Source organism: Rhodococcus shunpengi (genome assembly GCF_048381395.1).
Classification (GTDB): Bacteria; Actinomycetota; Actinomycetes; order Mycobacteriales; family Mycobacteriaceae; genus Rhodococcus.
In genome coordinates, this window is record NZ_JBLWIU010000012.1 from 179,989 (window position 1) to 206,051 (window position 26,063).

23 protein-coding genes are annotated in these 26,063 nt (G+C 68.7%); 12 read left to right on the forward strand and 11 right to left on the reverse strand.

From position 1 onward, the window contains the following. Window positions 1-8: 8 nt before the first annotated feature. The 6 genes from ACNJ7K_RS06080 to ACNJ7K_RS06105 form a co-directional block, all read right to left on the reverse strand. Window positions 9-3,191: an acetyl-CoA carboxylase family protein gene (locus tag ACNJ7K_RS06080; protein ID WP_230789575.1), complete on the reverse strand. Its 3,183-nt coding sequence runs from the start codon at window positions 3,189-3,191 to the stop codon at window positions 9-11. Window positions 3,192-3,263: 72 nt separating this feature from the next. Next, the gene (locus ACNJ7K_RS06085) at window positions 3,264-4,016 is read right to left on the reverse strand and encodes an ABC transporter permease (protein WP_120281021.1); all 753 of its coding nucleotides are present in this window, start codon (window positions 4,014-4,016) and stop codon (window positions 3,264-3,266) included. Window positions 4,017-4,053: 37 nt separating this feature from the next. Beyond that, on the reverse strand, window positions 4,054-4,638 hold the full coding sequence (gene idi / locus ACNJ7K_RS06090) for an isopentenyl-diphosphate Delta-isomerase (protein WP_120281020.1): 585 nt from the start codon (window positions 4,636-4,638) through the stop codon (window positions 4,054-4,056). Window positions 4,639-4,690: 52 nt separating this feature from the next. Continuing rightward, window positions 4,691-5,659: a phytoene/squalene synthase family protein gene (locus ACNJ7K_RS06095; RefSeq protein WP_120283829.1), complete on the reverse strand. Its 969-nt coding sequence runs from the start codon at window positions 5,657-5,659 to the stop codon at window positions 4,691-4,693. Further along, window positions 5,652-7,271, reverse strand: a complete 1,620-nt coding sequence (gene crtI, locus ACNJ7K_RS06100) for a phytoene desaturase family protein (RefSeq protein ID WP_487041355.1) — start codon at window positions 7,269-7,271, stop codon at window positions 5,652-5,654. The genes ACNJ7K_RS06095 and crtI overlap by 8 nt, the downstream gene beginning before the upstream one ends. Beyond that, window positions 7,268-7,399 carry a hypothetical protein gene (locus ACNJ7K_RS06105; RefSeq protein WP_257785283.1) on the reverse strand — a complete coding sequence of 44 codons (132 nt, stop codon included), beginning with the start codon at window positions 7,397-7,399 and terminating at the stop codon, window positions 7,268-7,270. Before ACNJ7K_RS06105 ends, crtI begins: the two co-directional genes overlap by 4 nt. A 177-nt stretch (window positions 7,400-7,576) precedes the next feature. Here ACNJ7K_RS06105 and ACNJ7K_RS06110 point away from each other — a divergent pair, with 177 nt between their 5' ends. The 4 genes from ACNJ7K_RS06110 to ACNJ7K_RS06125 all read left to right on the forward strand — a co-directional run bounded on the left by ACNJ7K_RS06110 (window position 7,577) and on the right by ACNJ7K_RS06125 (window position 12,054). Continuing rightward, window positions 7,577-8,350 (forward strand): DUF427 domain-containing protein, encoded by a 774-nt coding sequence (locus ACNJ7K_RS06110; protein WP_487041356.1) that lies wholly within the window; start codon window positions 7,577-7,579, stop codon window positions 8,348-8,350. After that, window positions 8,347-9,774 carry a DHA2 family efflux MFS transporter permease subunit gene (locus ACNJ7K_RS06115; RefSeq protein ID WP_487041357.1) on the forward strand — a complete coding sequence of 476 codons (1,428 nt, stop codon included), beginning with the start codon at window positions 8,347-8,349 and terminating at the stop codon, window positions 9,772-9,774. The genes ACNJ7K_RS06110 and ACNJ7K_RS06115 overlap by 4 nt, the downstream gene beginning before the upstream one ends. 67 nt (window positions 9,775-9,841) lie before the next feature. Continuing rightward, on the forward strand, window positions 9,842-10,492 hold the full coding sequence (locus ACNJ7K_RS06120; protein WP_487041358.1) for a TetR/AcrR family transcriptional regulator: 651 nt from the start codon (window positions 9,842-9,844) through the stop codon (window positions 10,490-10,492). Beyond that, window positions 10,489-12,054: an MDR family MFS transporter gene (locus ACNJ7K_RS06125; RefSeq protein WP_159417048.1), complete on the forward strand. Its 1,566-nt coding sequence runs from the start codon at window positions 10,489-10,491 to the stop codon at window positions 12,052-12,054. The genes ACNJ7K_RS06120 and ACNJ7K_RS06125 overlap by 4 nt, the downstream gene beginning before the upstream one ends. Here ACNJ7K_RS06125 and ACNJ7K_RS06130 read toward each other — a convergent pair. Further along, window positions 12,023-13,576 (reverse strand): succinic semialdehyde dehydrogenase, encoded by a 1,554-nt coding sequence (locus ACNJ7K_RS06130; protein ID WP_268654963.1) that lies wholly within the window; start codon window positions 13,574-13,576, stop codon window positions 12,023-12,025. The two genes, ACNJ7K_RS06125 and ACNJ7K_RS06130, sit on opposite strands and share 32 nt — an antisense overlap. A 66-nt stretch (window positions 13,577-13,642) precedes the next feature. Beyond that, window positions 13,643-14,374 (reverse strand): GAF and ANTAR domain-containing protein, encoded by a 732-nt coding sequence (locus tag ACNJ7K_RS06135; RefSeq protein ID WP_268654962.1) that lies wholly within the window; start codon window positions 14,372-14,374, stop codon window positions 13,643-13,645. Between the two features lie 133 nt (window positions 14,375-14,507). On the opposite strand from ACNJ7K_RS06135, the gene ACNJ7K_RS06140 reads away from it, so the two are divergent. Together ACNJ7K_RS06140 and ACNJ7K_RS06145 are read left to right on the forward strand one after the other, a co-directional pair. Beyond that, the gene (locus tag ACNJ7K_RS06140; protein WP_487041359.1) at window positions 14,508-15,992 is read left to right on the forward strand and encodes an adenylate/guanylate cyclase domain-containing protein; all 1,485 of its coding nucleotides are present in this window, start codon (window positions 14,508-14,510) and stop codon (window positions 15,990-15,992) included. A 219-nt stretch (window positions 15,993-16,211) separates the two neighbouring features. Continuing rightward, complete coding sequence (locus ACNJ7K_RS06145; protein ID WP_487041360.1) at window positions 16,212-17,357, forward strand: MBL fold metallo-hydrolase; 1,146 nt, start codon at window positions 16,212-16,214, stop codon at window positions 17,355-17,357. Between the two features lie 34 nt (window positions 17,358-17,391). Here ACNJ7K_RS06145 and ACNJ7K_RS06150 read toward each other — a convergent pair whose 3' ends face one another. Then, window positions 17,392-18,018, reverse strand: coding sequence for an SRPBCC family protein (locus ACNJ7K_RS06150; protein ID WP_487041361.1), 627 nt, complete (start codon window positions 18,016-18,018; stop codon window positions 17,392-17,394). Continuing rightward, a complete protein-coding gene (locus ACNJ7K_RS06155) occupies window positions 18,015-18,398 on the reverse strand; it encodes an ArsR/SmtB family transcription factor (protein ID WP_120283827.1) in 384 nt (127 codons plus the stop codon). The genes ACNJ7K_RS06150 and ACNJ7K_RS06155 overlap by 4 nt, the downstream gene beginning before the upstream one ends. A 68-nt stretch (window positions 18,399-18,466) precedes the next feature. On the opposite strand from ACNJ7K_RS06155, the gene ACNJ7K_RS06160 reads away from it, so the two are divergent. The 3 genes from ACNJ7K_RS06160 to rraA are packed head-to-tail and all read left to right on the forward strand — an operon-like array spanning window position 18,467 to window position 21,249. Further along, window positions 18,467-20,311, forward strand: a complete 1,845-nt coding sequence (locus ACNJ7K_RS06160; protein ID WP_487041362.1) for an AMP-dependent synthetase/ligase — start codon at window positions 18,467-18,469, stop codon at window positions 20,309-20,311. A gap of 18 nt (window positions 20,312-20,329) precedes the next feature. Beyond that, on the forward strand, window positions 20,330-20,713 hold the full coding sequence (locus ACNJ7K_RS06165) for a DUF5313 family protein (RefSeq protein WP_120281009.1): 384 nt from the start codon (window positions 20,330-20,332) through the stop codon (window positions 20,711-20,713). A 47-nt stretch (window positions 20,714-20,760) separates the two neighbouring features. After that, a complete protein-coding gene (gene rraA, locus ACNJ7K_RS06170; RefSeq protein WP_016695034.1) occupies window positions 20,761-21,249 on the forward strand; it encodes a ribonuclease E activity regulator RraA in 489 nt (162 codons plus the stop codon). Window positions 21,250-21,274: 25 nt separating this feature from the next. Here the strand turns inward: rraA and ACNJ7K_RS06175 are convergent, their stop codons facing one another. Then, window positions 21,275-21,496 (reverse strand): RNA-binding S4 domain-containing protein, encoded by a 222-nt coding sequence (locus ACNJ7K_RS06175; RefSeq protein WP_033097898.1) that lies wholly within the window; start codon window positions 21,494-21,496, stop codon window positions 21,275-21,277. Window positions 21,497-21,524: 28 nt separating this feature from the next. Here ACNJ7K_RS06175 and ACNJ7K_RS06180 point away from each other — a divergent pair, with 28 nt between their 5' ends. From ACNJ7K_RS06180 to ACNJ7K_RS06190, 3 genes are all read left to right on the forward strand, one after another. Further along, window positions 21,525-22,880, forward strand: coding sequence for a cryptochrome/photolyase family protein (locus tag ACNJ7K_RS06180; RefSeq protein ID WP_487041363.1), 1,356 nt, complete (start codon window positions 21,525-21,527; stop codon window positions 22,878-22,880). Window positions 22,881-23,139: 259 nt separating this feature from the next. Then, window positions 23,140-24,504: a TIGR01777 family oxidoreductase gene (locus ACNJ7K_RS06185; RefSeq protein WP_487041364.1), complete on the forward strand. Its 1,365-nt coding sequence runs from the start codon at window positions 23,140-23,142 to the stop codon at window positions 24,502-24,504. Next, window positions 24,501-25,964 (forward strand): SDR family oxidoreductase, encoded by a 1,464-nt coding sequence (locus ACNJ7K_RS06190; RefSeq protein ID WP_120281005.1) that lies wholly within the window; start codon window positions 24,501-24,503, stop codon window positions 25,962-25,964. Before ACNJ7K_RS06185 ends, ACNJ7K_RS06190 begins: the two co-directional genes overlap by 4 nt. Window positions 25,965-26,063 lie beyond the last annotated feature (99 nt).

The following is a 26,063-nucleotide window of genomic DNA, read 5'->3' on the forward strand; positions in this document are numbered from 1 at the left end:
ACCCGGCTTCACCGCGGTTGCACCAGTCGCGCGATCCAAGCGCGGCTGTCGGCGGGGTCGATGACGTCGTCGAGTTCGAAGCTCGTCGCCGCCTGCAGGGCCTTGCCCTGCTGGTAGGCGAGGGCGACGAGCCGGTCGAACAGTTCCTCGCGCTCCCGGGGTGTCTCTGCGGCGTCGAGTTCCTTGCGGAATCCGAGACGCACGGCCCCTTCGAGTCCCATTCCGCCGATCTCCCCCGTCGGCCACGCGACGGTGAATTCGGGTGCGTGGAAGGATCCGCCGGCCATCGCCATCGCGCCGAGGCCGTAGCCCTTGCGAAGGATGATCATGCCGAACGGGACGGTCAAGCGTGCGCCGGCGACGAAGAAACGTCCGAAGCGGCGCACGGTGGCGTCCTTCTCCGATTCCGGTCCGACCATGAATCCCGGTGTGTCGCACAGACTCACCACGGGAAGCCGGTGTGATTCGCACAGTTCCAGGAAGTCCGCGGCCTTGTCGGCGGCTTCGGCGTCGATCGCCCCGCCGCGGTGGGCGCTGCTGTTGGCGAGCACACCGCAGGAGGCGCCCTCGACGCGCATCAGAGCGGTGACGATGCCGACGCCGTAGTCCGGGCGCAGTTCGAGCACCGATCCGAGGTCGGCGATCGCGTCGATCGCCGACCGCACGTCGTAGGCGCGGAGCCGGTTCTCCGGCAACACATGTCGCGCGAGACGCGGGTCGGGTGCCTGCCGGTCCTCGTGCGGCGCGGTGAAGTAGGCGAGATATCGCCGGGCGACGTCCACGGCGTGTGCCTCGTCGCGCGCTGCGACGTGCACGACGCCGTTGCGGCGTTGCACGTCGATCGGCCCGATGTCCTCGGGGCGGTGCACGCCGAGTCCTCCACCCTCGATCATCGCGGGGCCGCCCATGCCGATGTTGGCGTCGGGGGTCGCGATGAGCACGTCGCACACCCCGGCGAGCGCGGCGTTGCCCGCGAAGCAGCGGCCGGAGACGACCGCGACGGTGGGCACGCGTCCGCGCAGCGACGCCATCGAGCGGAAGGTGGGCAGGTCGAGGCCCGCACCGGAACCGGCGTCGACGTCCCCGGGTCGCCCGCCACCACCCTCGGCGAACAGCACGAGCGGCACCCGCCGCCGGGCGGCGAGTTCGAGCAGCCGATCGGTCTTGCGGTGGTTGTTACGGCCCTGGGTACCTGCGAGGACGGTGTAGTCGTAGGACATCACGACCACCTCGGCCCCTCCGATCCGGGCGGTGCCGCCGACGAGTCCGTCCGCGGGGGTGTTCGCGATCAGGTCCTCCTCGCTGCGGCGGCCGCGCTGCGCGGCGAGGACGAGCGGCCCGTATTCGACGAAGCTGCCGCCGTCGACGAGGTCGGTGATGTTCTCGCGCGCAGTGCGCCGGCCCCGCCCGTGCCGCTTCGCCACGACCTCGGGCCGCGCCGCGTCGGTGGTGATCTCGTGCCTGCGGCGGATCTCGTCGAGGTCGGCACGGTCGGCGTCGAGGTCGACCGCGGCGATGTCGTCCGTCGCGGTGTCCGCGTCGAGCACGCGGACCACCGCGAGCACGGTGCCCGGGTCGACGGTGCGGCCCGGCTCGACGAGCACGCGTTCGACCACGGCGCTGCCCGGTGCCCGGATCTCGTGCTGCATCTTCATTGCGTCGAGCACGGCGAGCGGCGCACCGGCCGGAAGGGTATCGCCTGCGCGGGCGATCTCCACGACCGTGCCGACCATCTCGGCGTGCACCGCGTGTTCGTCGGCGCGCAGATCCGTGTACTCCACCGGCGCGGTCGTGGCGGTGTCGACGAAATCCGCGAGCCGCTCCCCCAGCCACGTGGTGTGGACGTTGCCGGACCGGAACTCCTTGTCGTCCAGGATCTTCTGCAGGAGATCGCGGTTGGTGTCCACACCGTCGACGACGAACTCGCCGAGTGCCGTCGACGCCTTGCGCAGCACGGCCGCGCGGTCGCCGGAGCGCACGTACGCGACGACCTTGGCGAGCAGGGAGTCGTAACGTCCGGTCACCTCGAGGCCGGGTCGGCCGTGGGTGTCGACGCGGATGCCCGGTCCGGTGGGAGGCGTGAACGCGGTGAGCGTCCCGGCGGTGGGCAGGGCGATGCCATCGGCGCGCGATGTCTCGGCGTTGACGCGCACCTGCACCGCGATGCCCTGCGCCATCGCAGGACGTCCGCCGATCCCGTTGCCGTCGAAGGTGATTCCTGCGGGGAGGTCGAGTTCGTCGAATCCCGCCCCGCGAGCGATCGCGATCTGGGTCGCGACGAGGTCGACGCCCGTCACCTCCTCGGTGACGGTGTGTTCCACCTGGATCCGGGGGTTGACCTCGAGAAACACGAAACCGGCGTCGTGGACGAGGAATTCGACGGTGGACAGCCCGTGGCATCCGACGTTCCCGATCAGCCGGACGGCCGCGCCGTGCAGCGCCTCCCGCAGGGCGTCGGGCAGGTCGGGCGCGGGTGCGATCTCCACGAGTTTCTGGTGCCTGCGCTGCACGCTGCAGTCGCGGTCGCCCAACGCGACGGCGCGGGTACCCGACCCCGACTCGGCAGCCACGACCTGCACCTCGACGTGCCGGGCACGCTCGACGAGCGCCTCGGCGTACAGCCGGTCGTCGTCGAAAGCGGCGAGCGCTTCGGCGGCGGCGAGCCGGAGCGCCTCGTCGAGATCGGCGGCATCGCGGACCACGCGCATGCCGCGACCGCCACCACCCGACAGTGCCTTGACGACGATCCCGCCCGGATGGTCGCGCAGGAAGGCCCGCACGGACTCCGGATCCGTCGCCTCGACGGCAGCGGTCACCGGGATGCCGAGTTCCTCCGCCACCGAGCGGGCGGCCCGCTTGTCGCCGAGGACGCGCAGTGCTTCCGGGGACGGCCCGACGAAGGTGAGCCCGGCGTCCGCACAGGCCTGCGCGAAGGCGGCGTTCTCGCTGAGGAATCCGTAACCGGGATGCACCAGCGTGCACCCGGTCGCCCGGGCGACACCGACGATCGCCCCGGGGTCGAGATAGACCGAGGGACCGGACCCCGGCAGGGCCTCTGCTCGCGTGGCGGCGCGGACGTGCGGAGCGTCGGCGTCGTCCGCGGCGTGGACGGCGACGGTGTCGAGTCCGAGGTCCGCGGCCGTGCGGACGACACGCAACGCGATCTCACCCCGGTTGGCTACGAGCAGCATCGACGATCCTTCCCTCGGCAGCGGTTGTATCCACTCCTACTCCGGTCGGCACCCGCACCGCAGACCGCCGTCTCACGCAACGACCACGGGACGGTGACGCAGGGCGCGGCCGAGACCGAGCGCCATCAGCACGGACGTGATCGAGGCCGTCGCCATGATCGCGGCGAGCACGACCACCTGGAACCGTCCGGCCTCCACCGGCGACAATCCGCCGAAGATCGCGCCGACGAACGCCCCGGGCAGAGTCACCAGACCGGTCGTCTTCGTCTGGTCGGTCGACGGGATCATCGCCGCGTGAACGGCGAAGCGCGCGGGTGAGAGGGTCGCCTGCCGCATGGTCGCGCCGAGCGCGAGCCAGCCCTCCACCTCGGGCCAGTGGTCGTCGACGGTTTCGTGGAAGCGGCGACCGGCGAGGGCCGCGACGGTCATGGTGTTGCCGATGATGATGCCGCCGAGCGCGAGCGCGTAGCGCGGGGCGGCCTCCACCGCGCCGGTCGCGAAGACGATGCCCGCCGCGACGAGTACGCCGGTCGACATCGCGACGGCCGTCGCCCCGCGCACGACGGCCTCGTTCCCGATCCGCCGGCAGGCCGTCCACCACGCGACGGTGAACATCACGACGAGCACCACCGCGACCCACCGGGCGTCGGTGATGACGCCGGAGAGCACGACGCTGATGAGCGCGAGTTGCACCGCGCCGCGGGCGATGGCACCGACGGGCGCGAATCGCTGCGGGACCCGGAACGCCCACAGCACCGCCGTCGAGATCACGGCGAGGGCGAGGATGCCGATGATCGTGCGGATCAGGACGGTCGGGTCGATCACAGGGTCGACGTTAATGCCCCGGTCGCCGGGTGAGGCCCTATCGGCGCTCGGGCGCGGCGTGCGGCAGATCCGCGGTGGACGCCACCGGCCAGTGCAGCGGATCGGGGCCGAGCGTGCGGAGCTGCCCCACCTGTTCGCGGCACCACACCGAGACTTCACGGCGTCCCTCGACGACGTCCTCGGAGAACTCCGTCCAGTCGACCCATTCGGTGTCGTGCACTTCCGACGGCTCGGGAGTGGGCGCCGGCCCGTCGTAGAGCACGCGGAAGACGGGGCAGATCTCGTTCTCGACGATGCCGTTGTCCATCACCGCGCGGTAGCGGAAGGACGGCAGGACGACCTCGATGTCGTGCACGTCGAGCCCGAGTTCCTGACGTAGCCGGCGGCGCACGGCCTCGGTGAGCGGTTCGTCGGGTGCCGGATGACCGCAGCAGCTGTTCGTCAGGACGCCGGGGAAGGTCGACTTGTCCAGGGCGCGCCGGGTGAGCAGAACGTTGCCGTGGGGGTCGAAGACGTACGACGAGAAGGCGAGGTGCAGCGGGGTGTCGGTGGTGTGCACCGTGGCCTTCGGTTCGATCCCGACCGCGCGGCCTGCGTCGTCGAGCAGCACGACCTGTTCCATGTGTTGTCCTGTTCTGTATTCGTGTCCGAATGCCGGCTCGGCCGGGCGGGCCTCACCGGCCGAGCGGCGCGGTGGGCGTCCCCAGTCTCGACCGTGAACGCAGCGTGGTCCAACCGGCCGAGGCCAACCGCGGTGCCGCCACCGACAGGCGCCGCCGCCGCGACACGCGTGCGCGCTGGTGGAGTACCCGGTATCCGCTCTCCTCCACCGCCCGCAGGATGTCGCCGTAGAGGACGAAGGCGGTCCGCATCGCGGGGCGCACCGTGGGGTCGAGGAGGTCGATGCCCGGTTCGGCCACACGGTAGAGCGAGCGGGTGTGCGCGATCAGGTGCGCGAGGGCGCGTTCGAGCCGTATGTCGCGCTGCCCGGTCCGGCGGCAGTGCCACAGCAGGTCCTCGTCCACGTCGAAGGCGGCGAGGATGTCGGTGGGCAGGTAGATGCGGTCGCGGTCGAGGTCCTCACCCATGTCGCGGATGAAGTTGGTGAGCTGGAAGGCCTCACCGAGTGCGGCGGCGGGGGCCTCGGCCCGTTCGCGTTCGGCCTCGATGCCGAGGATGGGCAGCATCTGCAGCCCGATGACGGCGGCCGAGCCGTACATGTACTCCGACAGTTCGTCCATCGTGCGGTACCGCGACCGGAACAGTTCGGTGCCGGGGATGTCCATCCGCATCGACCGCAGGAAGGCGTAGTAGTACTCGTGCGGGATGTCGTACCGCTGCGTGGTGTCGACGAGGGCCCGCAGCACGAGACCGAATTCGTCGTAGGTCGGCGGCCTGCCCCCGAGCGCGTCGGACAGACGGCGTTCGAGCGCGTCGAGAACAGGTGCCGCGTCGACCGGTTTCACGTCGACGATGTCGTCGACCATCCGCGCGAAACCGTAGAGGGCGTGCACCCCGGCCCGTTTGGACGCCGGGAAGATGCGGGTCGCGAGGAAGTAGGTCTTGCCGTGTCGCCGGTTGAGCTCACGGCACAGCTGATACGCCTCGTGCAGATCGGGATCGATCCCGTCGAGTTCACGCATGAGCAACCGCACCTGTTTCCATCGGAATCGACATCGTCGTGGATCCGGCAGTCACACCACCGGAGATACGTTCTGCGGCAAGACGTCCGGAGATGAGCACGGTCGGGACGCCGACACCCGGCGTGGTGCCCGACCCGGCGAGGACGAGATTGTCGACGCCGTGCACGAGGTTCGGGCGACGGAAGGGCCCGGTCTGCCGGAACAGGTGTGCCGCCGAGAAGGGGCTGCCGTCGAGCATGCCCTTGTCGGCCCAGGTCTGCGGGGTGTCGAGGTGGTCGACCCGCATGGAACTCGCGAGTCCCCGATAACCGCGCCGCTCGAGGACCTGCTGGATCTCCCGCATGTACGGCCGGCCGAGTCGTCCCCAATCGAGCGGTGCGGCAGCGAGATTCGGGCACGGAGCCAGCACCGAGACGGGTTCGCACTCGACACCGCCGCGCACGACCCGCAGGGACGGATCGGTCACGGCGGGTCGCGTGATGAGCAGGGACGGATCGGCCATCAACCGGCCGCGGCCCCGCGGCGCGGTGATCCGCGCGAAGGTTTCCGCCCACTCGGCACCGAAATCGATGGTGTGGTGGGAATCAGGCCAGTCCTGCGTCACGTCGGTGGGCACCGTGCCGTGGAAGACGACGGCCGAGGGCGACGCGACGGTGGCGCTGCAGGCGCGGCGGCGCGGCGGGACCCCGGCGCGCAGCAGCAGGTCGTCGACCACGGGCAGGTCCACGGTGAGGACGACGGCGTCGGCGGCGAACTCCCGGCCGTCCGCAGAACGCACGCTCCTCGCGCGGCCCCCGTCGACGCGGAGTTCCGACACCTCGACCCCGGTGTGCACGGTGCCGCCGCCCCGGACGAGCGCATCGACCATCGCGGCGGCGATGGCGGACATACCGCCCTTCGGGAAGTAGACGCCGAGCGAGGTGTCCATGTGGGCGATGGCGCCGTAGACCGCCAGGGCCGTCGACGGCGCTGTGCCCGCGTACAGGGCCTGGAAGGTGAAGATGCGCCGGAGCCGCTCGTCCTTGATGAACGACCCCACGCGCGATCCGAGTCGGCCGAAGCCGCCGAGCCGGACGAGGTTGGCGGTGTCGCGCAGTGCCGCGGGTGTCGACACGAGGTCGAGCGGCGAATCGAAGTTGGAGTCGATGTAGCGGTCGAACTCGGCGTCGAAGATCGACGCGAGCCAGCGGCGCAGCCGCCGGTATCCGCCGGCCTCCTCGGGACCGCACACGCGCGCGATCTCGGCGGTCATCTCGTCCGGATCGGAGTACACGTTCAGGGCGGTGCCGTCGGCGAAGCGCGCGTGGTAGCCGGGAGCGAGCGGGGTGAGGTCGAGCGCCGGGGTGGTCGAGTCGAAGGATTCCCCGACGGCCGCGAGCGCGTCGGCGATGAGATTCGGCATCGTCAGCACGCTGGCACCGTTGTCGATGTCGTAGAGATGTCGCCCGTCCTCGAACACCGGGTACGTACCGACGCGACCACCGACCGTGTCCTCGCGTTCGAGGACGGTGACGCGCTTGCCGGCGCCGGTGAGGTGGAGCGCCGCGGACAGTCCCGCGAGGCCCGCGCCCACCACGACGACGGACTCGACGGAGCCGCCGACGGACCTCACGCCTTGCCTCCCTGCGCGCGCGGGGTCGTCTGCTCCGTGCGCGTGCGCGCTTCCATGAACAGCTGGAGGAAACCTACGGACGGGTGCGGGTGCCGATTCTCGTTCTGCCGGGCTTCGTAGTTGGGCATGATCGGTCTTCCTCCGGTCGTTGCTCGAGCCGCGTGGGCGTGCGTAGTGGTTCGTGTCGGTCGGTTCGGGTGACGGCCCTCACGCCGTCTCTCCCCGTATTCGGAGCCGGTCGTCGAGCGGATGGGTCGGGTCTGCGGATTCGTCCCGTCCCTGGACGCGCGCGATACGGTCGAGGTATGGCTGCCCGCAAGACCGCTGTGCTCCGACGGCCGTCGGAGACCGATGACTACCTCTACGAACCCGTCGATCGCCGGATCAGAGGTGAGTGGTTCGGCCGGACGGTCGTCGACAGCACCCGGGCCGTGCTGGTGTGGGCGCCCGGCAAGCCCGTCCCGTTCTATGCCTTCCCTCGCGAGGACGTCCGGCTCGACCTGATCGCGGCTTCCCTGTCGCCGAGCCGCTCCCGGCAGGACGTCTGGCAGTGGTACGACATCGTCGTCCGCGACCATCGGGCCTATTCACCGGTCTGCCAGCTCGACGTCGACGGTCTCGACGACCGTCTCGTCTTCCAGTGGTTCCGGTGGGGCGAGACCGGGCCGGGCGACGATGTCGACGAGGGCGAACGGTGGTTCGAGGAGGAGACCGAAGTGTTCACCCATCCACGCGACCCCTATCACCGCGTCGACGCCCTGCGCAGCTCTCGGCACGTGCGGGTGACCATCGGCGACGTCGTGGTCGCCGAGACCCGCAACCCCGTGCTCGTGTTCGAGACCGGTCTCCCGACCCGCTACTATCTCCCGCCCGAGGACGTCGATTTCTCGGTGCTCGGGGAATCCGAGTGGCGGACGAGCTGCCCCTACAAGGGCGTCGCTCGGTACTGGTCGTTCTCCGGCACACCGCCGGCCGAGAACGTCGCATGGTCGTATCCCGAGCCGTTCCCCGGCATGGAGTACATCGAGGGATACGTGTGCTTCTACGACGACGCCGCGGAGATCACGGTCGAGGAGTGAGTGCGTCGGCTGCGGGACGCAGCGCTGCCCCCATCCCCGAGCCGCGGGCCTGGCGTGCGCTGGCGGCCCTGTGTGTGGGTCTGTTCATCACCCTGCTCGACCAGTCGCTCGTCGCGGTATCGCTGCCGCGCATCCGCGAGGATCTGGACGCGAGCATCAACCAGGTGGTGTGGGTGTCGGCGGCCTATCTGCTGACCTTCGCGGTGCCGCTGCTGGTCACCGGCCGTCTCGGCGACCGCTTCGGTCAACGCAACGTCTACCTGGTAGGCATGGCGATCTTCACGGCCGCGGCCTTCGCGTGCTCGATGGCACCGACGGTCGAGTGGCTGATCGCGCTGCGTGCGGTGCAGGGGCTCGGCGGGTCGCTGATCAATCCGCAGCCGCTGAGCATCATCCACCGGATCTTCGCCCACGACCGACGGGGCGCGGCCACCGGTGTGTGGAGCGCGGTGGCCAGTTCGGCGGGTCTGTTCGGGCCCGTCCTCGGTGGGGTGCTCGTCGGTACCGGTGGGTGGCGGTGGGTCTTCTTCGTCTACATCCCGCTGGGCCTGATCTCCCTGGTGATGGTCGCGCGGTACGTGCCGAGACTGCCGACCGGTGCGCGTCGCATCGACGTGCTGAGCGCCGTCGTCTCGCTGGTCGCGGTCACCGGCGTGATCTTCTCCCTGCAGCAGGGTCCCGAGGTCGGCTGGACGGTGTGGGTGTGGGTCGTCCTCGGTATCGGGATCGCGGCGTTCGCGATGTTCGTGCGTCTGCAGCGCACCGCGGCGGCCCGCGGCACCGAGGCGCTGGCCCCGCTCGGGTTGTTCACCCGCCGCAACTTCACCCTCGGAGTGACCGCCGTGGCGACGCTGGGCTTCACGGTCTACGCCGTGAACCTGCCGATCATGCTCTACCTGCAGGTGGGGCAGGGACTGTCCGCTCAGGTCGCGGGTCTGATGCTGGTGCCGATGGGTGTGATCTCGGTGATCATGGCGCCGTTGATCGGACGGGTCACCGACCGGGTCGCGCCGGGCCGGATCTCCCGGATCGGTTTCACCGCGATGATCGCGGCGATGGTGTCGTTCGGTGTGGCGATGCACCTCGGGGCGACCGTCGGCTGGCTCCTGATCCCGATCGTGCTGCTCGGTTTCGCCAACTCGTTGTGCTGGGCTCCGAACTCGACGATCGCGTTGCGCGACCTGCCCGGTGACCTCGTCGGTGCCGGATCGGGTGTGTACAACACCGCCCGGCAGGTCGGCGCGGTGCTCGGTGCGGCCGCCCTCGGCGCGGTGATGCAGATGGGTGAGGGGACGCTCGGGTTCGGTGCCGCGATGGGCAATGCGGTGCTGCTCCCGGTGGTCTTCCTCGTGGTGGGACTGGTGGCCGTCTCCCGGTTCCGCGAGGCGGAGATCCGGCCCGCCGACGAGCATCAACGTCGGTGAGAATTTCACTCTCAATACTGAATATCCACATTTTCATATTCGGAAACTTGCGCTACTGTAAAACTTCATGACTGCAGCTGCGTCGGACACCGTCCGCACCGTGACGATCTCTCACCGCGAACGCAAACGCGCCCGCACGTGGACGGCGATCCACCTGGCCGCAGCCGACGCCGCAGCACGCCACACCCGCCTGGCCGACATCACCGTCGAGGCCATCGCCGAGCAGGCGGAGGTCTCACCGCGCACCTTCTTCAACTACTTCCGATCGAAGGAGGACGCCGTCCTCGGCCTGTCCTCCCCCGTCATCGACGACGCCATCGCCGACGGTTTCGACTTCGCACCGGGCGACGACCTCGTCGAGAAGGTCGCCTTCCTGCTCCTCGCGGTCTTCCGCACGGCAGCGAGCCGACGCGAGATCGGTTACGACGAGTACATCGCGCTCATGGACCGCCATCCCGAACTCGCGCGCAGACGCTTCCAGCACATCGACGACGTCGAGGCCGTCGTCGCCGAGCTCGTCACCGCCCGTCTCGCGGACGGCGGACCGACGCCCGGGAACACCGTGCACGACACCGCCGACATGATCGTCACCGTCGCCGGTGCCCTCATGCGCTCCGCGTTGCGCCCGCTGCTCACCGCCCCCGGGAAGACGGAGGCCGACGCCGACTCGGTCCTGCGTCGCACCTGCCAGTTGTTCCGGGAGGTCACGCGACCGTGACGGACCCACTCCGAGACGAGTCCGAAGGAGCCACGCCCGCACCGGAACAGAGCACCCCGCGGGTCACCTTCGTCTTTGCCGGCCTCATGCTCGCCATGCTGGCCGCGTCGCTCAATCAGACCGTCCTGAATCCCGCACTGCCGACCATCGTCGGCGAACTCCACGGCGTGGACCGGATGCTCTGGGTCATCACCGCCTACATCCTCGCGTCGACGATCACAATGCCCGCCTACGGCAAACTCGGGGATCTCTTCGGACGAAAACCGCTGCTGCTCACCGCGTTGACGATCTTCGTCGTCGGATCGACGATCGGCGCTCTCGCCGGGGACATCACGTGGCTCATCGTCGGCCGGGCCGTCCAGGGCGCCGGTGGCGGTGGCCTGATGGTGCTGTCGCAGGCCACCATCGCCGATGTGATCCCCGCTCGTCAGCGCGGGAAGTATCTCGGCATCATGAGCAGCGTCTTCGCCCTGTCGTCGGTGGCCGGTCCGTTGCTCGGCGGATGGTTCACCGAGGGTCCCGGTTGGCGGTGGGTGTTCTGGATGAACGTGCCGCTCGGTGCTGTCGCCGTCGTCGCGGCGCTGGTCTTCCTGCGCCTGCCCCGCGTCTCCGGTTCGGGCCGGCGGATCGACGTGCTCGGCATGGCCGTGCTGTCCATCGTCACGACGCTTCTCGTGCTCGTCGCGACCTGGGGCGGTTCACGCTATCCGTGGTCGTCGCCGGTCGTGATCGCGCTGATCGCCGCTACGGCAGCCGGTGTGGTGTTGTTCGTCGCGGTGGAACGACGTGCCGCCGAACCCGTGATCGGCCTGCACCTGTTCTGCGACCGCAACTTCGATCTCGTCACCGCAGCCGGATTCGTCATGAGCGTCGCACTGTTCGGCGTGGCCGCCTACATGCCCACCTACCTCCAGATGGTCGCGGGCGTGAGCGCCACCGCCGCCGGTCTGCTGATGCTCCCCATGATGGGGACGTTGTTCCTGACGTCGACGCTCGCGGGACGGTACGTCACGAGAACCGGCCGCTACAAAAGGATCCCGATCATCGGGTCGGTCTTCGTCACGGCCGGTCTGGTGCTCCTGTCGACCCTCGGCGCGGACACCCCGATCTGGGTGCTGGGCTGCTGGTTCGCCGTGCTCGGCATCGGATTCGGCACGTCCATGCAGCTTCTCGTGCTGGTCGTGCAGAATTCCTTCCCCGTCGAGGAGGTCGGCACCGCGACGGCGGGCAACAACTACTTCCGGCAGATCGGCGCAACCCTCGGTTCCGCCGTCGTCGGCAGTGTCTTCGCCACGCGCCTGGCCGGTGGACTGTCGGGAACCGGCATCGACAATCCGGATTCGCTGACCCCCGGCGCGGTCCGGGCACTACCCGACGCGCTCCGGCAACCGGTTCTCGAGGCGTACAACGACGCGCTCGTCCCGATCTACCTGTACATCGCGCCGCTCGTGGTGGTCGCGGGGGTCCTGCTGTGTCTCGTCGTCGAGAAGCCCCTCGCGACCACCATCGTGCGGAAGAACGATCCGGTTCCTAACGACCCGGCAGCCACTGCATCGACTTGACGAAGGGGGCGAGCATCTTCGCCCACATCCGTCGCGGAAGTCCGCGGGGGCCATCGAGATTGAGCAGTCGCGTCGTCGCGATGGTCTGTGCCTCGGTGTACTTGTACAGACCCTCCGCGCCGTGGCGGCGTCCCATGCCGGAGATGCCCATGCCGCCCATCGGCGCGTCGGTGCTACCCCACGCCGGAGCGTATCCCTCGTCGACGTTCACCGTGCCGGCACGCACCCGCGCCGCGATGGCCTCGCCCTGCGCCTTCGTCGCGCCCCACACCGACGCGTTGAGTCCGTACTCGGTGTCGTTGGCCTCGCGGATCGCCTCCTCGACGTTCTCCACCGGATAGATCGACACCACCGGGCCGAACGTCTCGTTCCGGTAGCACTCGGCGTCCTCGGGCACGTCGGTGAGCACGGTGGGTTCGAAGAACAACGGGCCGAGATCGGGCCGGGCCTTGCCGCCCGCAACAACGGTCGCGCCCTTGGCGACGGCGTCCTCGATGTGCCGGGTCACCGTCTTGACCTGGCTCTCGCTGATGAGGCAGCCCATCTCGGTGCCGAAGTCGTAGTCGGGACCGAGCGACATCTCGCGTACCCGCGCCCCGAACATCCGGATGAACTCGGGGGCGATCGACTTCTCGACGTAGATCCGCTCGATCGAGATGCACAGCTGCCCGGAGTTCGAGAAGCATGCCCGCACGGCGGCGTCGGTGACCTCGCGCAGGTTCACCCCCGAGGTGACGATCATGGGGTTCTTGCCGCCGAGTTCGGCCGAGAACCCGATGAGGCGCCGGCCGGCCTGCTCGGCGAGCAGACGTCCCGTCTCCGACGAACCCGTGAACATCAGGTAATCGGTGTTCTCGACGATCGCGGTGCCCACCACGGTGCCGGGACCGGTGACCACGGCGAAGACGTCGCGGGGAACACCGGCCTCGTAGAGGAGTTCGACGACGGCGAGCGCGCAGTAGGGCGTCTGGCTGTCGGGCTTGAGCACCACGCTGTTGCCGGCGAGCAGGGCGGGGATCGCATCCGAGACCGCCAGCGTCATCGGGTAGTTCCACGGCGCGATCACGCCGACGACACCTTTGGGATGGTGCAGGACGGTGGTCTTCGTCAGGACCGGCAGCATGCCCGTGGCCTTGCGGGGGCGCAGCAGCTTCGGTGCGACGCGCGCGTAGAACCGCGCGGTCATCGAGATGTCGAGCACCTCTTCCTGCGCGGAGACGCGGGACTTGCCGGTCTCGGCCTGCGCCATGTCCATGAGCTGCTCGCGCCGGGAGAGCACGAGTTCGCGGTAGCGGTGCATGATCGCGGCACGCTTCTCCACGGGCAGCTTCGCCCACGCCACCTGCGCGGTGCGGGCCCGGTCGATCGCGGCCTTCGTGTCCTCGGCCGTGCCGACCGGCACGGTGGCCAGCTCCCGTCCGGTGAATGCCTCGACGACCGGGCGGGTGGTCCGCTCGGCGGCGTCGGGGATGGCTATGAGGTCGGCAAGACGCTGGAAGGTCGCAGCGCTCGGAGCTGGCATGATGCACCCCTACCGGTGAGTAGTACTTGCGGTTTCACCAAACCTACCCGGGTGGGGTGTGCGCTGTCACACAGACGAGGAGTCGAGTCCGGTCTCCCGATCGTCGTGCCGCTCGGGCCCTGCCCGGACGATTCCCTGGGCTACCTCGGCGAGGGGGACGTTGCTGTCCTGCGAGAGCCTGCGCAGAAGTTCGAAGGCCGCGACGGCGTCGATGCCGAAACGTTCCATGATCATGCCCTTGGCCTGTCCGATGATGTCGCGGGTCGCCAGGGCGGAGGCGAACTGTCCCTGGCTGCGCGCCGCACTCATCGCCATCGCCGCGTGGGCGGCCAGGACCTCGGCGGTCGCCTCCGCGAGCGGATCGAAGGCATCGGCCTCGAAGGAGAACATGTTCAGCGCACCCATGCTCTCCTGCTCGAGATACAACTGGAACGACAACGTGCTGAGTACACCCGCATCCACCGCGGCCTTCGCGAAACGCGGCCAGCGCGTCTCCGATCGAAGATCTTCCGAGCGCACCACCAGGTACTTGAAGCTCGCATCGAGGCACGGACCCTCACCGAACTGCTCCTGGACGTCGTCGAGGTGTTCGGCGAGTTCCGAGGTCGCGGCGAGGGAACGGAACTGCTTGCGGCCGGTCACGATGAGGATGTCGGCGCAATCGGCCCCCTCCACCAGTTCGACCGCGGCCGCCGTCACGCCGCGCAGAGTCTCGTCGAGATCGGTGGGGTGGTAGAAACCGCGCGCGAGCTGCGCCATACGGCGTCCGATATCACCCGCTTCCGACGAACGTGTCATCGTTTCATCCCTTCTCCACAGAACTCGTCGCCCGCGGATTCGAGACCGGATTGCCCGATTCTGCGAGTTCTACACCGCCGCACTCCTCGTCGGAACACGGCCTCTTCAGTTTTTACCCCGATAGTCTGGACTGATGGACCCGCCGGTGACCCGGTATCTGCCCCGCGACGGTCACAATCTGGCCTACGGGGTGGTCGGAACGGGCCCGACCGACGTCGTGTGGTTCTTCGAGGTCCAGATGCATCTGGACCTGTTGTGGACCGATCCGTACATGCACTCGCTCTTCGAACGACTCGCCACCTATTCGCGCGCCGTCTACTTCCAGCGCCGCGGTTTCGGGCTCTCCGATCCCGTCGACCACGTGCCCACGATCGAACAGCAGGCCGAGGACGTCCTCGCCGTCATGGACGCCGAGCAGATCCGGCACGCCACCCTCGTCGGGATCCACAGCACGTGCGGCCCCCAAGTGCTCGTCGCGGCGACCGCCCCCGAACGGGTCAATGCGTTGATGCTGATCGCGCCGTACTGCGAACCGCTGCTCGACTACGACCGGCCACCGCACGGGTGGGCGGAGGCCGAAATCGCCGAGTTCGTCGAGCTGTGGCGCGACGCCGTCCGGCACTGGGGTGAGGGACGCACGGTTCCGTTGACCGACGGCCACGTCGACAGTTCCTACAACCGCCGGTTGATGGCCATGCTCGAGCGGTGCTCCGCGTCGCCGAGCACGATGAGCGCACACCTCGAGGCGAGCCTGCGGATCGACTATTCGCACGCCCTCGGCTCGGTGCAGTGCCCGACGAAAGTGGTGCTGGTCGCCGGGGGTTCGATACCGGTGGGTCCGGCGAGACATCTGGCCGATCTGGTGCCTCACGGAGAGCTCGTGATCACCCGGCCGTCACCGCGTGGCGCCGCGCTCGGCGAAGCGTGGTCGCAGGTCCAGACGATGGTCGAGGAACTCGTCCGCGGATCCGTCCCACCCGTCGACGCCGGCCGGCGCTTCGCGGCGACCCTGTTCACCGACATCGTCGGGTCGACCAAGCTCATCGCACGCATCGGCGACACCTCCTACCGGGCACTGCTCGCACGTCACGAACGCGACGTGCGGTTCGCCGTGACCGAAACGGGCGGGCAACTGGTGAGCACCGTCGGGGACGGCACCTTCAGCCTGTTCGACGGACCCGTGGCCGCCGTGCAGTGCGCGGCGCGGATCGTCGCGGAGGCCCGCCGCCTCGGGTTCGAGGTGCGCGCCGGGGTGCACGCCGGCACCGTCGAGCCGACCGGGACGGACGTCACCGGCCTGACGGTGCACGTGGGAGCGCGCATCGGCGCGGCGGCCCGTCCCGGCGAGGTGCTCGTCTCGAGCCACGTGCGTGAGCTGGCCGGTGGGTCGGGACTGCAGTTCGCCGACAGGGGATCGCATCGGCTCGCCGGTGTGCCGGGCAAGGTCCGCCTCTTCGCCCTGACCGGCGGCCGTCCGTCCCTGCAGGCACCGCGGAAACGGGTCTCGCTCAACCCCTTCGACCGCGCCGTTCTCCGGGCGGCGCGACGCACGCCGCAGGTGCTGCGTTCGGCTGCCGCACACGCGAACGCCCGGCAGCGGCGTCGCTCGGACGACTGAACACGGCCTGCTGAGCACGAACATCGAGGACCGTTCGGCCCGACCGCGCTCACCGGATCGCGACCGCGCTCACCGGATCGACACCCACACACCCCACCCATATGGTCTGCGTCACATTCGATCGCGGAACGGTTCGCGGCAACGCGGCCGGAGGGGAGCGTGCACATGTGTGATGTTCTGGGACGGCTGCACACGGCCGGGGTATCCCGGCGAAAGTTGTTGGCCAGTTTCGCCGTCGGCGCGACGGCCGTGGCGGCCACCGCATGCAGTCCCGGTGCCGACACCGCTGTTGCGGCCCCGACACCCGATCGCCGGTTCGCGCCGGAGCCGTATCGAGGGCAACGGACACGCCTGGTCCTGCTCGGCACCTCGGGTGGTCCTCCCTACTGGCCCGGGAGCGAACGCGAAGGCATCTCCTCCGCCGTTGTGGTCGGAGACCGGTACTACCTCGTCGACGCCGGTCACGGTGTCATGCGACGCCTACGCGGGGCGGAACTCGGACCCAACTTCGCCACCGACCTCGACGGCCCCCTCGACGCGCTGGGCGGCATCTTCCTGACGCATCTCCATTCCGATCACGTCGTCGACCTCAACAACATCCTCACCGAGGGGATCTACAACGGACTGCAGCACGTGGAGAAGATCCCCGTCTACGGCCCGGGCAATCGCGGAGTACTTCCACCCCTGTTCGGGGAGGGCCCCGCACCGGAACCCGTGGCACCGGGCAATCCCACACCGGGCACCCGGGAGATGACCGACCTGCTCGTCCAGGCATTCGCCACCGACTTCAACGACCGCCTGTTCGACAATCGTAAGCCCGCCCCCGACGCCTTGTGGGAGGCCTTCGACGTTCCGGTACCGGCGCAGTATCTCGCCGATCCGAACGGTAATCCCTGCCCGGACATGGAACCGTTCACCTTCTTCGAGGACGACCGCGTCCGGGTGTCCGCGATCCTGGTCGACCACGCTCCCGTCTTTCCCGCTCTCGCCTACCGTTTCGACAGCGACGACGGGTCGATCGTCTTCTCCGGGGACACCGGACCCACCCCCAATCTCGTGAAACTCGCACGGGGAGCGGACGTCCTGGTGCATGAGGTGATCGACCCCGCCTGGCCGGAATCGTTGTTCCCCGAACCCCGCACGGATGCTCAGGAAGGGCTCTACCAGCACCTCGTCCAATCCCACACCCTCATCGAGGATCTCGGTCCGATCGCCCAGGAAGCCGGCGTGGGAACCTTGGTGCTCTCGCACATGGTCCCGGGCAATCGCCCCGATTCCACTTGGGAAGGATGCGGCGCCGGATTCGACGGGCGCCTGGTCATCGGCCACGACCTCGACGTGGTCGGCGTCGGAGCCCCCGCCTGACCCACGTGCGCCGGAGACGCAGCCCGAGTCCGTTCTATCCGCCCGTGTAGAACGCACTCGTCCGCTCGGCGGCGGCGCGTGCCTGTTCGGGGTCCTCGCCCGCGGCGATGTCGGCCTCGCACCAGGCCGCGCTGCTGTCGCGGACGAACTGCAGACCTTCCTCGGACATCGACCACGTCTCGAATTCCTTCGGATCCACCGCCTCTCCCGATTCGATGTGCAGGCCGAGTCCGAGAAGTGCCTGGTCCCAACCGATACCGACCGCGCCGGGTCCGTACTGCTCCCAGTGCTCGTCGGGGTGGGCGATGTGTGTCAGTTCCAGGCGCGCACGGTCTCCCGGTTCGGGCAGGACCGACACCTCGATCCAACTCACCTGACCCGCGAATTCCCAGGTGGCCGTGAACGTCCGGGGCGGTTCGCAGGTGAGGACCTCGCCACCGGCGTTGCCCTGGAGCTGGTACCGGCCACCGACCTCGAGGTCGCCCTCGACGGGCAGGAACCAGCGGGGGATGCGCCGCGGGTCGGTGCACGCCTCCCACAGGTCCTCGGCGCTCGTGCGGTAGCTGCGCGAGATCGTGACGACCTTGGCCTCGCGGCCCTCGACGGTGCGACGACCGACCGTGCGACGACTCGTCTCGTTGCTCGTGATCACGTTCTTCATGAGGATTTCCTTCTCTCGTCGGAAGCAGGCAGCGCGGGCGGGACGGCGTCGCGGCTCCGCCGCTCACGCTTGCCGCGCGCGATCTCGGTCTCCAGCGCGTCCAGAGCCGCGAAGACCGGGGGATGCAGACCCGCCAGCCAGTCCTCGAGTTCGACGAGGACCGCGGGATCGAGTTCGTAGTAGCGGCGGGTGCCGTCCTTGTGGACGGCTGCGAACCGCTGGTCGCGCAGGATCTTGAGATGTTGCGAGACCGCCGGCTGGGAGATGGAGAACTCCCGGCCGATCGCCGCGGCGATCTCACCGGCCGCCTGCGGGCCTCCCGCGAGCAGTTCGAGAATGCGGCGGCGAACCGGATCTGCGAGGACCTCGAACCCGTGCATGGACCCCATTATATAAGTTTCTACTTATATTAGCCAGAAGCACGGTCCTGCTCCCTAGACTTCGATGCATGACGACAACAACGCGCGTCTCCGAGGAAAAGGTCGACCGAGCGGTCATCGACAACCGGGCTCCCTCGGTCGCCCGCCTGTTGCTCGACCGAGTGTCCACCACGCCCGACGCCGAGGCCTTCCGCTTCCCCGACGGGGCCGGCGGCTGGACCTCGGTCACCTGGGAGCAGACCGGAGACCGGGTGCGGCTGCTCGCGGCCGGCCTGATCTCCCTGGGCATCGAATCCGAGGACCGTGTGGCCCTCGCATCGTCCACTCGGTACGAATGGGTGCTCTCCGACCTCGCCGTCATGTGCGCGGGCGCCGCGACCACCACCGTCTACCCCACCACCCACGCCGACGACGTGGCGTTCATCGTCGCCGACTCCGGCAGCCGGATCGTCATCGCCGAGGACGCCGGGCAGGTCGAGAAGCTCGTGAGCCACCGCGGCGATCTGCCCGACGTGGCGAAGGTCGTGGTGGTCGACGGCACCGGCGACGGTGATTGGGTCATCAACTTCGACGAGCTCGCCGAACTGGGCCGCGGTCTGCTCGCCGAGGACTCCGGAGCGGTGCTCAACCGCATCCACAGCATCAGGGCCGAGCACCTGGCCACACTCATCTACACCTCGGGCACCACCGGCAAGCCCAAGGGCGTGCGCCTGCCGCACTCGGCGTGGACCTACGAGGCCGCCGCCATCGACGCGCTGCACATGCTCAGCCCCGACGACCTGCAGTATCTGTGGCTGCCGCTGTCGCACGTCTTCGGCAAGGTGCTGCTCACCCTCCCCCTGCAGATCGGCTTCCCCACCGCGGTCGACGGGCGCGTCGACAAGATCGTCGAGAACCTCGCGGTCGTCCGCCCGACCTTCATGGGTGCGGCCCCTCGCATCTTCGAGAAGGCCCACGCGCGCGTCGAGGGAATGATGGAAGAGGAAGGCGGCGCCAAGAAGAAGATCTTCGACTGGGCCGTGGGCGTGGGCCGGAAGGTCTCGAAGGCGAAGCAGGCCGGCAGGTCGCCCGGACTGCTCGACAAGCTGCAGCACGGCCTCGCCGACAAGCTGGTCTTCTCCACCATCCGCGAACGCTTCGGTGGTCACCTGCGGTTCTTCATCTCCGGTTCGGCGGCGCTCAACCCCGAGGTCGGCGAATGGTTCGACGCCGTCGGCATCCCCGTCCTCGAGGGTTACGGCCTCACAGAGACCTCTGCCGCGACATTCGTCAACCGTCCCTACGCCAACCGCATCGGCACGGTGGGCTGGCCCGTCCCGGGCACGGAGGTCCGCATCGCGGAGGACGGCGAGGTGCTCGTCCGCGGCCCCGGTGTGATGACCGGCTACCACAACCGGCCCGACGCGACCGCCGAGTCGCTCTCCGACGACGGATGGTTCCACACCGGCGACATCGGCAGCCTCGACGACGAGGGCTATCTGCGCATCACCGACCGCAAGAAGGACATGTTCAAGACGTCGCAGGGCAAGTACGTCGCCCCGTCGTCGCTGGCAGCGACCTTCAAGGGCATGTGCCCGTACGCCTCGGAGATCGTCGTCTACGGCGAGGGCAAGCCCTACTGCGTGGCGCTGGTGGCGCTCGATCCGGAATCCATCGGTGAATGGGCGAACAAGAACGGTGTGAGCGGGTCGTTCGAGGACATCGCACGGCACGACAAGACCCACCAACTCGTCTCCGGCTACATCGACGAGCTGAACCTGCAGCTCAATCGGTGGGAACAGATCAAGAAGTTCACGATCATCGAGCGTGAGCTGTCGATCGAATCGGGCGATCTGACGCCGAGCATGAAGCTGCGCAGGAAGGTCGTCGTCGACAACTTCGCCGACAGGCTGGCAGGCCTCTACGAAGGGTGACGGCCTATCCTGGGTCTCATGATGAGTAGTGCACGACCGAATTTCCTGCAGCGGATCGGCTACATGTTCGGTCGCGCGCTACCGCCCGAGATGCGGCAGTGGGTACGCGACGACGTCCTGGGCCCCGGCGGAACACGCCGCTACCTGCTGCGATGGAATCTGCCGATCATCCCGCTGCTCCTGCTGTTCCTGCTGATCCCGGGGCCGGTGTGGATCCCGATCGCGATGATGCTGTTGCTGCTGCTGCCGTGGGTCTACTTCTCGGTGGCGTTGATGCCCATCTGGCAACGGCACCGCCTCCAGCAGCACGGTCTCGATCCGGAGCTGCTCAGCGCGAAGGCACGCGCCCGCGCCGCGCGCGAACGAGAGGACTACGAGCGCCGTTTCGGCCGCGCGTCCTGATCGGGCCTCCCCCTGTGCGGGGCAGCGCATCCGCTTATCCTCGCACCATGAGTGACGCCCCTGCCTTCACAGCCACTGCAGACCTCGCCGACGAGATCGGCCCGGACATCCGCAGCTGCGACACGCAGTTCATCCAGTTCGGCGGCCGCACCGAGTTCGTCGGCCCCATCACCACCATCCGCTGCTTCCAGGACAACCTGCTCGTCAAGCAGACTCTCTCCGAGCCGGGCAACGGCGGCGTGCTCGTCGTCGACGGCGGTGGCAGCATCCACACCGCGCTCGTCGGCGACATCATCGCCGGTCGCGGTGTCGACAACGGCTGGGCCGGGGTCATCGTCAACGGCGCGGTCCGCGACTCCGCGATCCTGCGCACGCTCGACATCGGCATCAAGGCCCTCGGCACCAACCCGCGCAAGAGCACCCAGACCGGCTCCGGTGAGAAGAACGTGCCCGTCGAGATCGGCGGCGTGACGTTCAACCCGGGCGAGATCGTCTACAGCGACTCCGACGGCGTCGTCGTCCGCGCCGAGAACTGATCAGCCGAGCGCGCGGGTCGACCCGCTATTCGTGCGCGACCCGCGCGCTCGCCCCGGCGATCTCCACCACGTCGCCCACCTTCAGCTGACGGCCGCGACGCACCTCCACGTCACCGTTGACCGACACCAGGCCGTCGGCGATCACTTCCTTGGCCTCCGCACCCGACTCGATGAGGCTTGCGAGCTTGAGGAACTGACCGAGCCGGATCGACTCGTCACGGATCGGTACATCGAATGCGTCGGACATGACACCCATTGTCCCCGACACTGGATCCATGGCCCGCCCCAGCATCATCTGGTTCCGTCGTGATCTCCGACTGAACGATCTACCCACCCTGCTCTCGGCCACCGAGGCCGCCGACGACGTCCTCGCCCTGTTCGTCCTCGACGACGCACTGCTCCGCCCGTCCGGGGCCCGCCGGCGCGACTTCCTCATGGGATGCCTGCGAGCCCTCGACCGGGATCTCGGCGGGCGCCTGCTCGTCGTCCAGGGAGACCCGGTGACCCTGGTGCCGCAGGTCGCCGCCGAGTTCGATGCGACCGCGGTCCACATCAGCTCGGATCACGGGCCCTACGGCACGCGACGTGACCGGGCGGTCGCCGAAGCGCTCGGCGACGTTCCGTTGGTGGCCACCGGCTCGCCGTATGCCGTCACGCCGGGCCGCGTGACGAAACCCGACGGCACTGCATACAAGGTGTTCTCGGCCTTCCGCCGCGCCTGGAACGACCACGGATGGCACACACCCGCGGCGACCGGACCGGACACCGCCGACTGGGTCGACCCGAGCAGCTGCTCCGCACGCGTGCCGATTCCCGAGGCGGGCGACGAACCCGCACCTCCCCCCGGAGAGGCGGCCGCGCTGGTGCGGTGGCGCGAATTCCTCGACGACGGTCTCGAGCGGTACGCCACCGACCGCGACCGGCCGGCCTTCGACGGCACGAGCGGCCTGTCGCCCTATCTGAAATTCGGCTGTATCCATCCGCGGACCCTGCTGCACGACATGAGGAACCGGTCGGACGACGGGGCCGTCACCTTCCGCAGCGAACTGGCGTGGCGCGACTTCTACGCCGACGTCCTGTTCCAGCGGCCCGAGACCGCCCGGACCAACTACAACAGCGACTTCGACGCCATCACCTACGATTCCGGACCCGACGCCGACGCCCTGTTCGCGGCATGGTGCGAGGGCCGGACGGGATTCCCGATCGTGGACGCCGGGATGCGGCAGCTCCTCGCCGAGGGGGTCATGCACAACCGGGTGCGGATGATCGTCGCGTCCTTCCTGACGAAGGACCTGCACCTGCCGTGGTGGCGCGGGGCACGACATTTCATGAAGCATCTGGTGGACGGCGATCTGGCGTCCAACCAACACAATTGGCAGTGGACGGCAGGTAGCGGCACCGACGCCGCTCCCTACTTCCGGGTGTTCAATCCGACCCGGCAGGGCGAGAAGTTCGATCCGACGGGTGAATACGTGCGCAGGTGGGTACCCGAACTGCGGAGCATCGACGGCGCTCGTGTGCACAGCCTGCCCGACGGCCCTCCGGACGGATATCCGGAACCGGTCGTCGATCACGCACACGAACGTCGCGTCGCTCTGGACAGATACGAGCGGATTCGCTCAGCCCGATGAAGACGACGGCGAAACGACCCATCCGGTCGTGGCGGTGCTCCGAACAACTTCCGGACGGACAACGTGTTCGCCGTACACCCAACGAAAGGACACCGCAGTGCGCGCTCTCGTCGAAGCAGCTTTCATGGCCATCCACAACCCGCTCGTCGACGCATACACCTTCCTGATCAGCGTCCTTCCTGCTTGAGTGGATACGGCGCCGGAGTCCGCTCCGGCGCCGTCACCACCGGGTGAGCACTCTGCGAACGGGAGGTAGGGCATGGGCATCGAATTCTCGAGCGTCGTCGACGCACCGCGTGACGAAGTGTTCGACTGGCACTCCCGTCCCGGCGCCATCCTCCGTCTGATCCCGCCCTGGCAACCGATGAGCGTCGTCGCCGAGGCCGACTCCCTCGAATCCGGCACGGCCGTCCTCGGTCTCCCCGGCGGACTGCGCTGGATCTCCCGGCACAGACCCGAGGATTACGATCCACCAGCGCGTTTCGTCGACGAACTCTCCCACGACGGTCTTTTGTCGCGCCCCGCCACCGTCATCGGCTCGTGGCGCCACGAACACCGTTTCGACGTCGTCGACGAATTCCGCACCCGCGTCACCGATCGCGTCGACACACCGGTACCGGGCCGTTTCCTCACCCAGACCTTCCGTTACCGGCATCGCCAGCTCGCCGACGATCTCGCGAGCCACCGCTGGTCGCACGCACAGGGCATCCGGCCCGGGACGGTCGCGGTGACCGGATCGAGCGGACTCGTGGGTACCGCCCTGACGGCATTTCTGTCCACGGGTGGCTACCAGGTCGTCCGCCTGGTGCGCCGGAAACCGCAGCGCCCCGACGAACGACGCTGGGACCCGCAGGATCCGGCGCCCGACCTGCTCGAAGGCGTCGACGCCGTCGTCCACCTCGCGGGCGCGTCGATCGCGGGACGGTTCACCGACTCCCACAAGGCCGCGATCCGCGACAGCCGCATCGAACCGACACGCCGACTCGCCGAACTCGCCGCGACGACACCCAACGGTCCTGCGACCTTCGTCTCCGCGTCCGCGATCGGCTTCTACGGTTACGACCGAGGAGACACACCGCTCGAGGAGAAAGCGTCACGTGGAAGGGGTTTCCTCGCCGACGTCGTCGCCGACTGGGAGGCCGCGGCACATCCCGCGGAGAAGAAGGGCATGCGGGTCGTGCACGTGCGCACCGGCATCGTCCAGACACCCCGCGGCGGAACGCTCCAGTTGATGCGGCCGCTGTTCGCGAGTGGTCTCGGAGGCCGGCTCGGCGACGGCCGGCAGTGGTTCTCCTGGATCGACATCGACGACCTCCTCGAGGTCTATCACCGCGCCCTCACCGACCCGGGCCTGGCCGGGCCGGTGAACGCCGTTGCACCGCAACCGGTGCGCAACGAGGAGTACACCCGGGTACTGGCGTCGGTGCTGCACCGTCCCGCACTGCTGCCCGTCCCCGGTTTCGGCCCCCGGTTGCTGCTCGGCGACGAGGGTGCACGCGAGGTCGCCAAGGCCGATCAGTTCGTCGTCCCGAAGGCGCTGATCGACGTCGGGCACCGGTTCCGGCGTCCCGATCTCGAAGCGTCGCTGCGCCATCAACTCGGCCACATCCTGGAGGAGCCGTGAGCGGAAAGCGAGTCCTGGTCACCGGAGCGACCGGTTACATCGGTGGCCGGCTCGCTCCACGCCTGCTCGAGGCGGGTTACCGGGTACGGGTGCTCGCGCGCAGCCCCGACAAACTGCGCGACGTGCCGTGGGCCGACGACGTCGAGATCGTCCGCGGCGACCTCGACGACGCCGAATCGCTGCACGAGGCGTGTCGCGACATCGACGTCGTGTACTACCTGGTGCATTCGATGGGCGGCCGCGACGAGTTCGTCGACGCGGAGAAGCGGGCCGCACAGAACGTCGCCGACGCGGCACGCGACAACGGAGTCTCCCGCATCGTGTACCTCGGTGGGCTGCACCCGGAGTCTGGTGATCTCTCACCGCACCTGTATTCGCGCGCCCAGGTCGGACGCATCCTGACGGATTCCGGTGTGCCGACGCTCGTGCTGCAGGCCGGGGTCGTGATCGGTTCGGGTTCGGCGTCGTTCGAGATGATCCGGCACCTGAGCAACCGGCTCCCCGTCATGACCACTCCGCGCTGGGTGAACAACCGGATCCAGCCCATCGCGGTGCGCGACGTCCTGCACTATCTGGTCGCCGCCGCCGATGCACCCCTCCCCCGCAGCGGCACCTACGACATCGGTGGGCCCGACGTCCTGCGGTACGGCGAGATGATGCAGCAGTACTCGGAGGTCGCCGGTCTGACGAAACGCCGGATCCTCGTCCTTCCCGTCCTCACCCCGAAGCTCGCCGGTCTGTGGATCGGTCTGGTCACGCCGATCCCTCCGCCTCTCGGCCGGGCGCTCCTCGAATCGCTGTCGACCGACGCGGTGATGCGCAACCACGACGTCGACTCGATCATCCCCCCACCGGAATCCGGCCTCACCGGTTACCGCGACGCCGTCCGGCTCGCCCTCGGACGTATCGAACGGGGAGAGGTCGAGACGACGTGGACGAACGCGTCACCGGTCGGTGCGCCCGCCGATCCGCTTCCGTCCGATCCGGACTGGGCCGGCGAGGTCGTCTTCACCGACGAACGGTCACTCGAGTCGGATTCGTCTCCGGAGAAGGTGTTCGCCGTCGTCGAGAGCATCGGCGGCGAGAACGGTTGGTATTCCTTCCCGTTGGCGTGGACCATCCGCGGCTGGCTCGACCGGTTCGTCGGCGGCGTCGGACTCCACCGGGGTCGCCGCGACCCGAAGACCCTGCACACCGGCGACGCCCTGGACTTCTGGCGCGTCGAACGGATCGAACGCCCGACGCTGCTGCGCCTGCGCGCGGAGATGCGGGCACCCGGCGGGGCGTGGCTCGAATGGCGGGTCGAACCTCGGGAGTCGGGTCGGTCGCGCGTGCACCAGCGGGCGATCTTCTTCCCGCGCGGCGTCGCCGGCCGTCTCTACTGGTACGCGCTGGTTCCCTTCCACGGCATCATCTTCCGCGGGATGCTCGAGAACATCGCGGGCACCGCCGGCCGCTAGAGCGATCCGCTACATCTTTCGCCATCCGCTGCGGCAAATTGCTGTAGCGGATGGCGAATTCGCGAGCGGATCTACCGAGACGACGAATCGGGGGTGGTG

Excerpts from the sequence above, each read along its gene's own strand:
- ACNJ7K_RS06080 (WP_230789575.1), bottom strand. The coding sequence starts at position 3,191 with ATGCTGCTCGTAGCCAACCGGGGTGAGATCGCGTTGCGTGTCGTCCGC.
- idi (WP_120281020.1), bottom strand. The coding sequence starts at position 4,638 with ATGGAACAGGTCGTGCTGCTCGACGACGCAGGCCGCGCGGTCGGGATC.
- ACNJ7K_RS06095 (WP_120283829.1), bottom strand. The coding sequence starts at position 5,659 with ATGCGTGAACTCGACGGGATCGATCCCGATCTGCACGAGGCGTATCAG.
- ACNJ7K_RS06105 (WP_257785283.1), bottom strand. The coding sequence starts at position 7,399 with ATGCCCAACTACGAAGCCCGGCAGAACGAGAATCGGCACCCGCACCCG.
- ACNJ7K_RS06110 (WP_487041356.1), top strand. The coding sequence starts at position 7,577 with ATGGCTGCCCGCAAGACCGCTGTGCTCCGACGGCCGTCGGAGACCGAT.
- ACNJ7K_RS06120 (WP_487041358.1), top strand. The coding sequence starts at position 9,842 with ATGACTGCAGCTGCGTCGGACACCGTCCGCACCGTGACGATCTCTCAC.
- ACNJ7K_RS06130 (WP_268654963.1), bottom strand. The coding sequence starts at position 13,576 with ATGCCAGCTCCGAGCGCTGCGACCTTCCAGCGTCTTGCCGACCTCATA.
- ACNJ7K_RS06135 (WP_268654962.1), bottom strand. The coding sequence starts at position 14,374 with ATGACACGTTCGTCGGAAGCGGGTGATATCGGACGCCGTATGGCGCAG.
- ACNJ7K_RS06140 (WP_487041359.1), top strand. The coding sequence starts at position 14,508 with ATGGACCCGCCGGTGACCCGGTATCTGCCCCGCGACGGTCACAATCTG.
- ACNJ7K_RS06150 (WP_487041361.1), bottom strand. The coding sequence starts at position 18,018 with ATGAAGAACGTGATCACGAGCAACGAGACGAGTCGTCGCACGGTCGGT.
- ACNJ7K_RS06155 (WP_120283827.1), bottom strand. The coding sequence starts at position 18,398 with ATGCACGGGTTCGAGGTCCTCGCAGATCCGGTTCGCCGCCGCATTCTC.
- ACNJ7K_RS06160 (WP_487041362.1), top strand. The coding sequence starts at position 18,467 with ATGACGACAACAACGCGCGTCTCCGAGGAAAAGGTCGACCGAGCGGTC.
- ACNJ7K_RS06165 (WP_120281009.1), top strand. The coding sequence starts at position 20,330 with ATGATGAGTAGTGCACGACCGAATTTCCTGCAGCGGATCGGCTACATG.
- rraA (WP_016695034.1), top strand. The coding sequence starts at position 20,761 with ATGAGTGACGCCCCTGCCTTCACAGCCACTGCAGACCTCGCCGACGAG.
- ACNJ7K_RS06175 (WP_033097898.1), bottom strand. The coding sequence starts at position 21,496 with ATGTCCGACGCATTCGATGTACCGATCCGTGACGAGTCGATCCGGCTC.
- ACNJ7K_RS06180 (WP_487041363.1), top strand. The coding sequence starts at position 21,525 with ATGGCCCGCCCCAGCATCATCTGGTTCCGTCGTGATCTCCGACTGAAC.
- ACNJ7K_RS06185 (WP_487041364.1), top strand. The coding sequence starts at position 23,140 with ATGGGCATCGAATTCTCGAGCGTCGTCGACGCACCGCGTGACGAAGTG.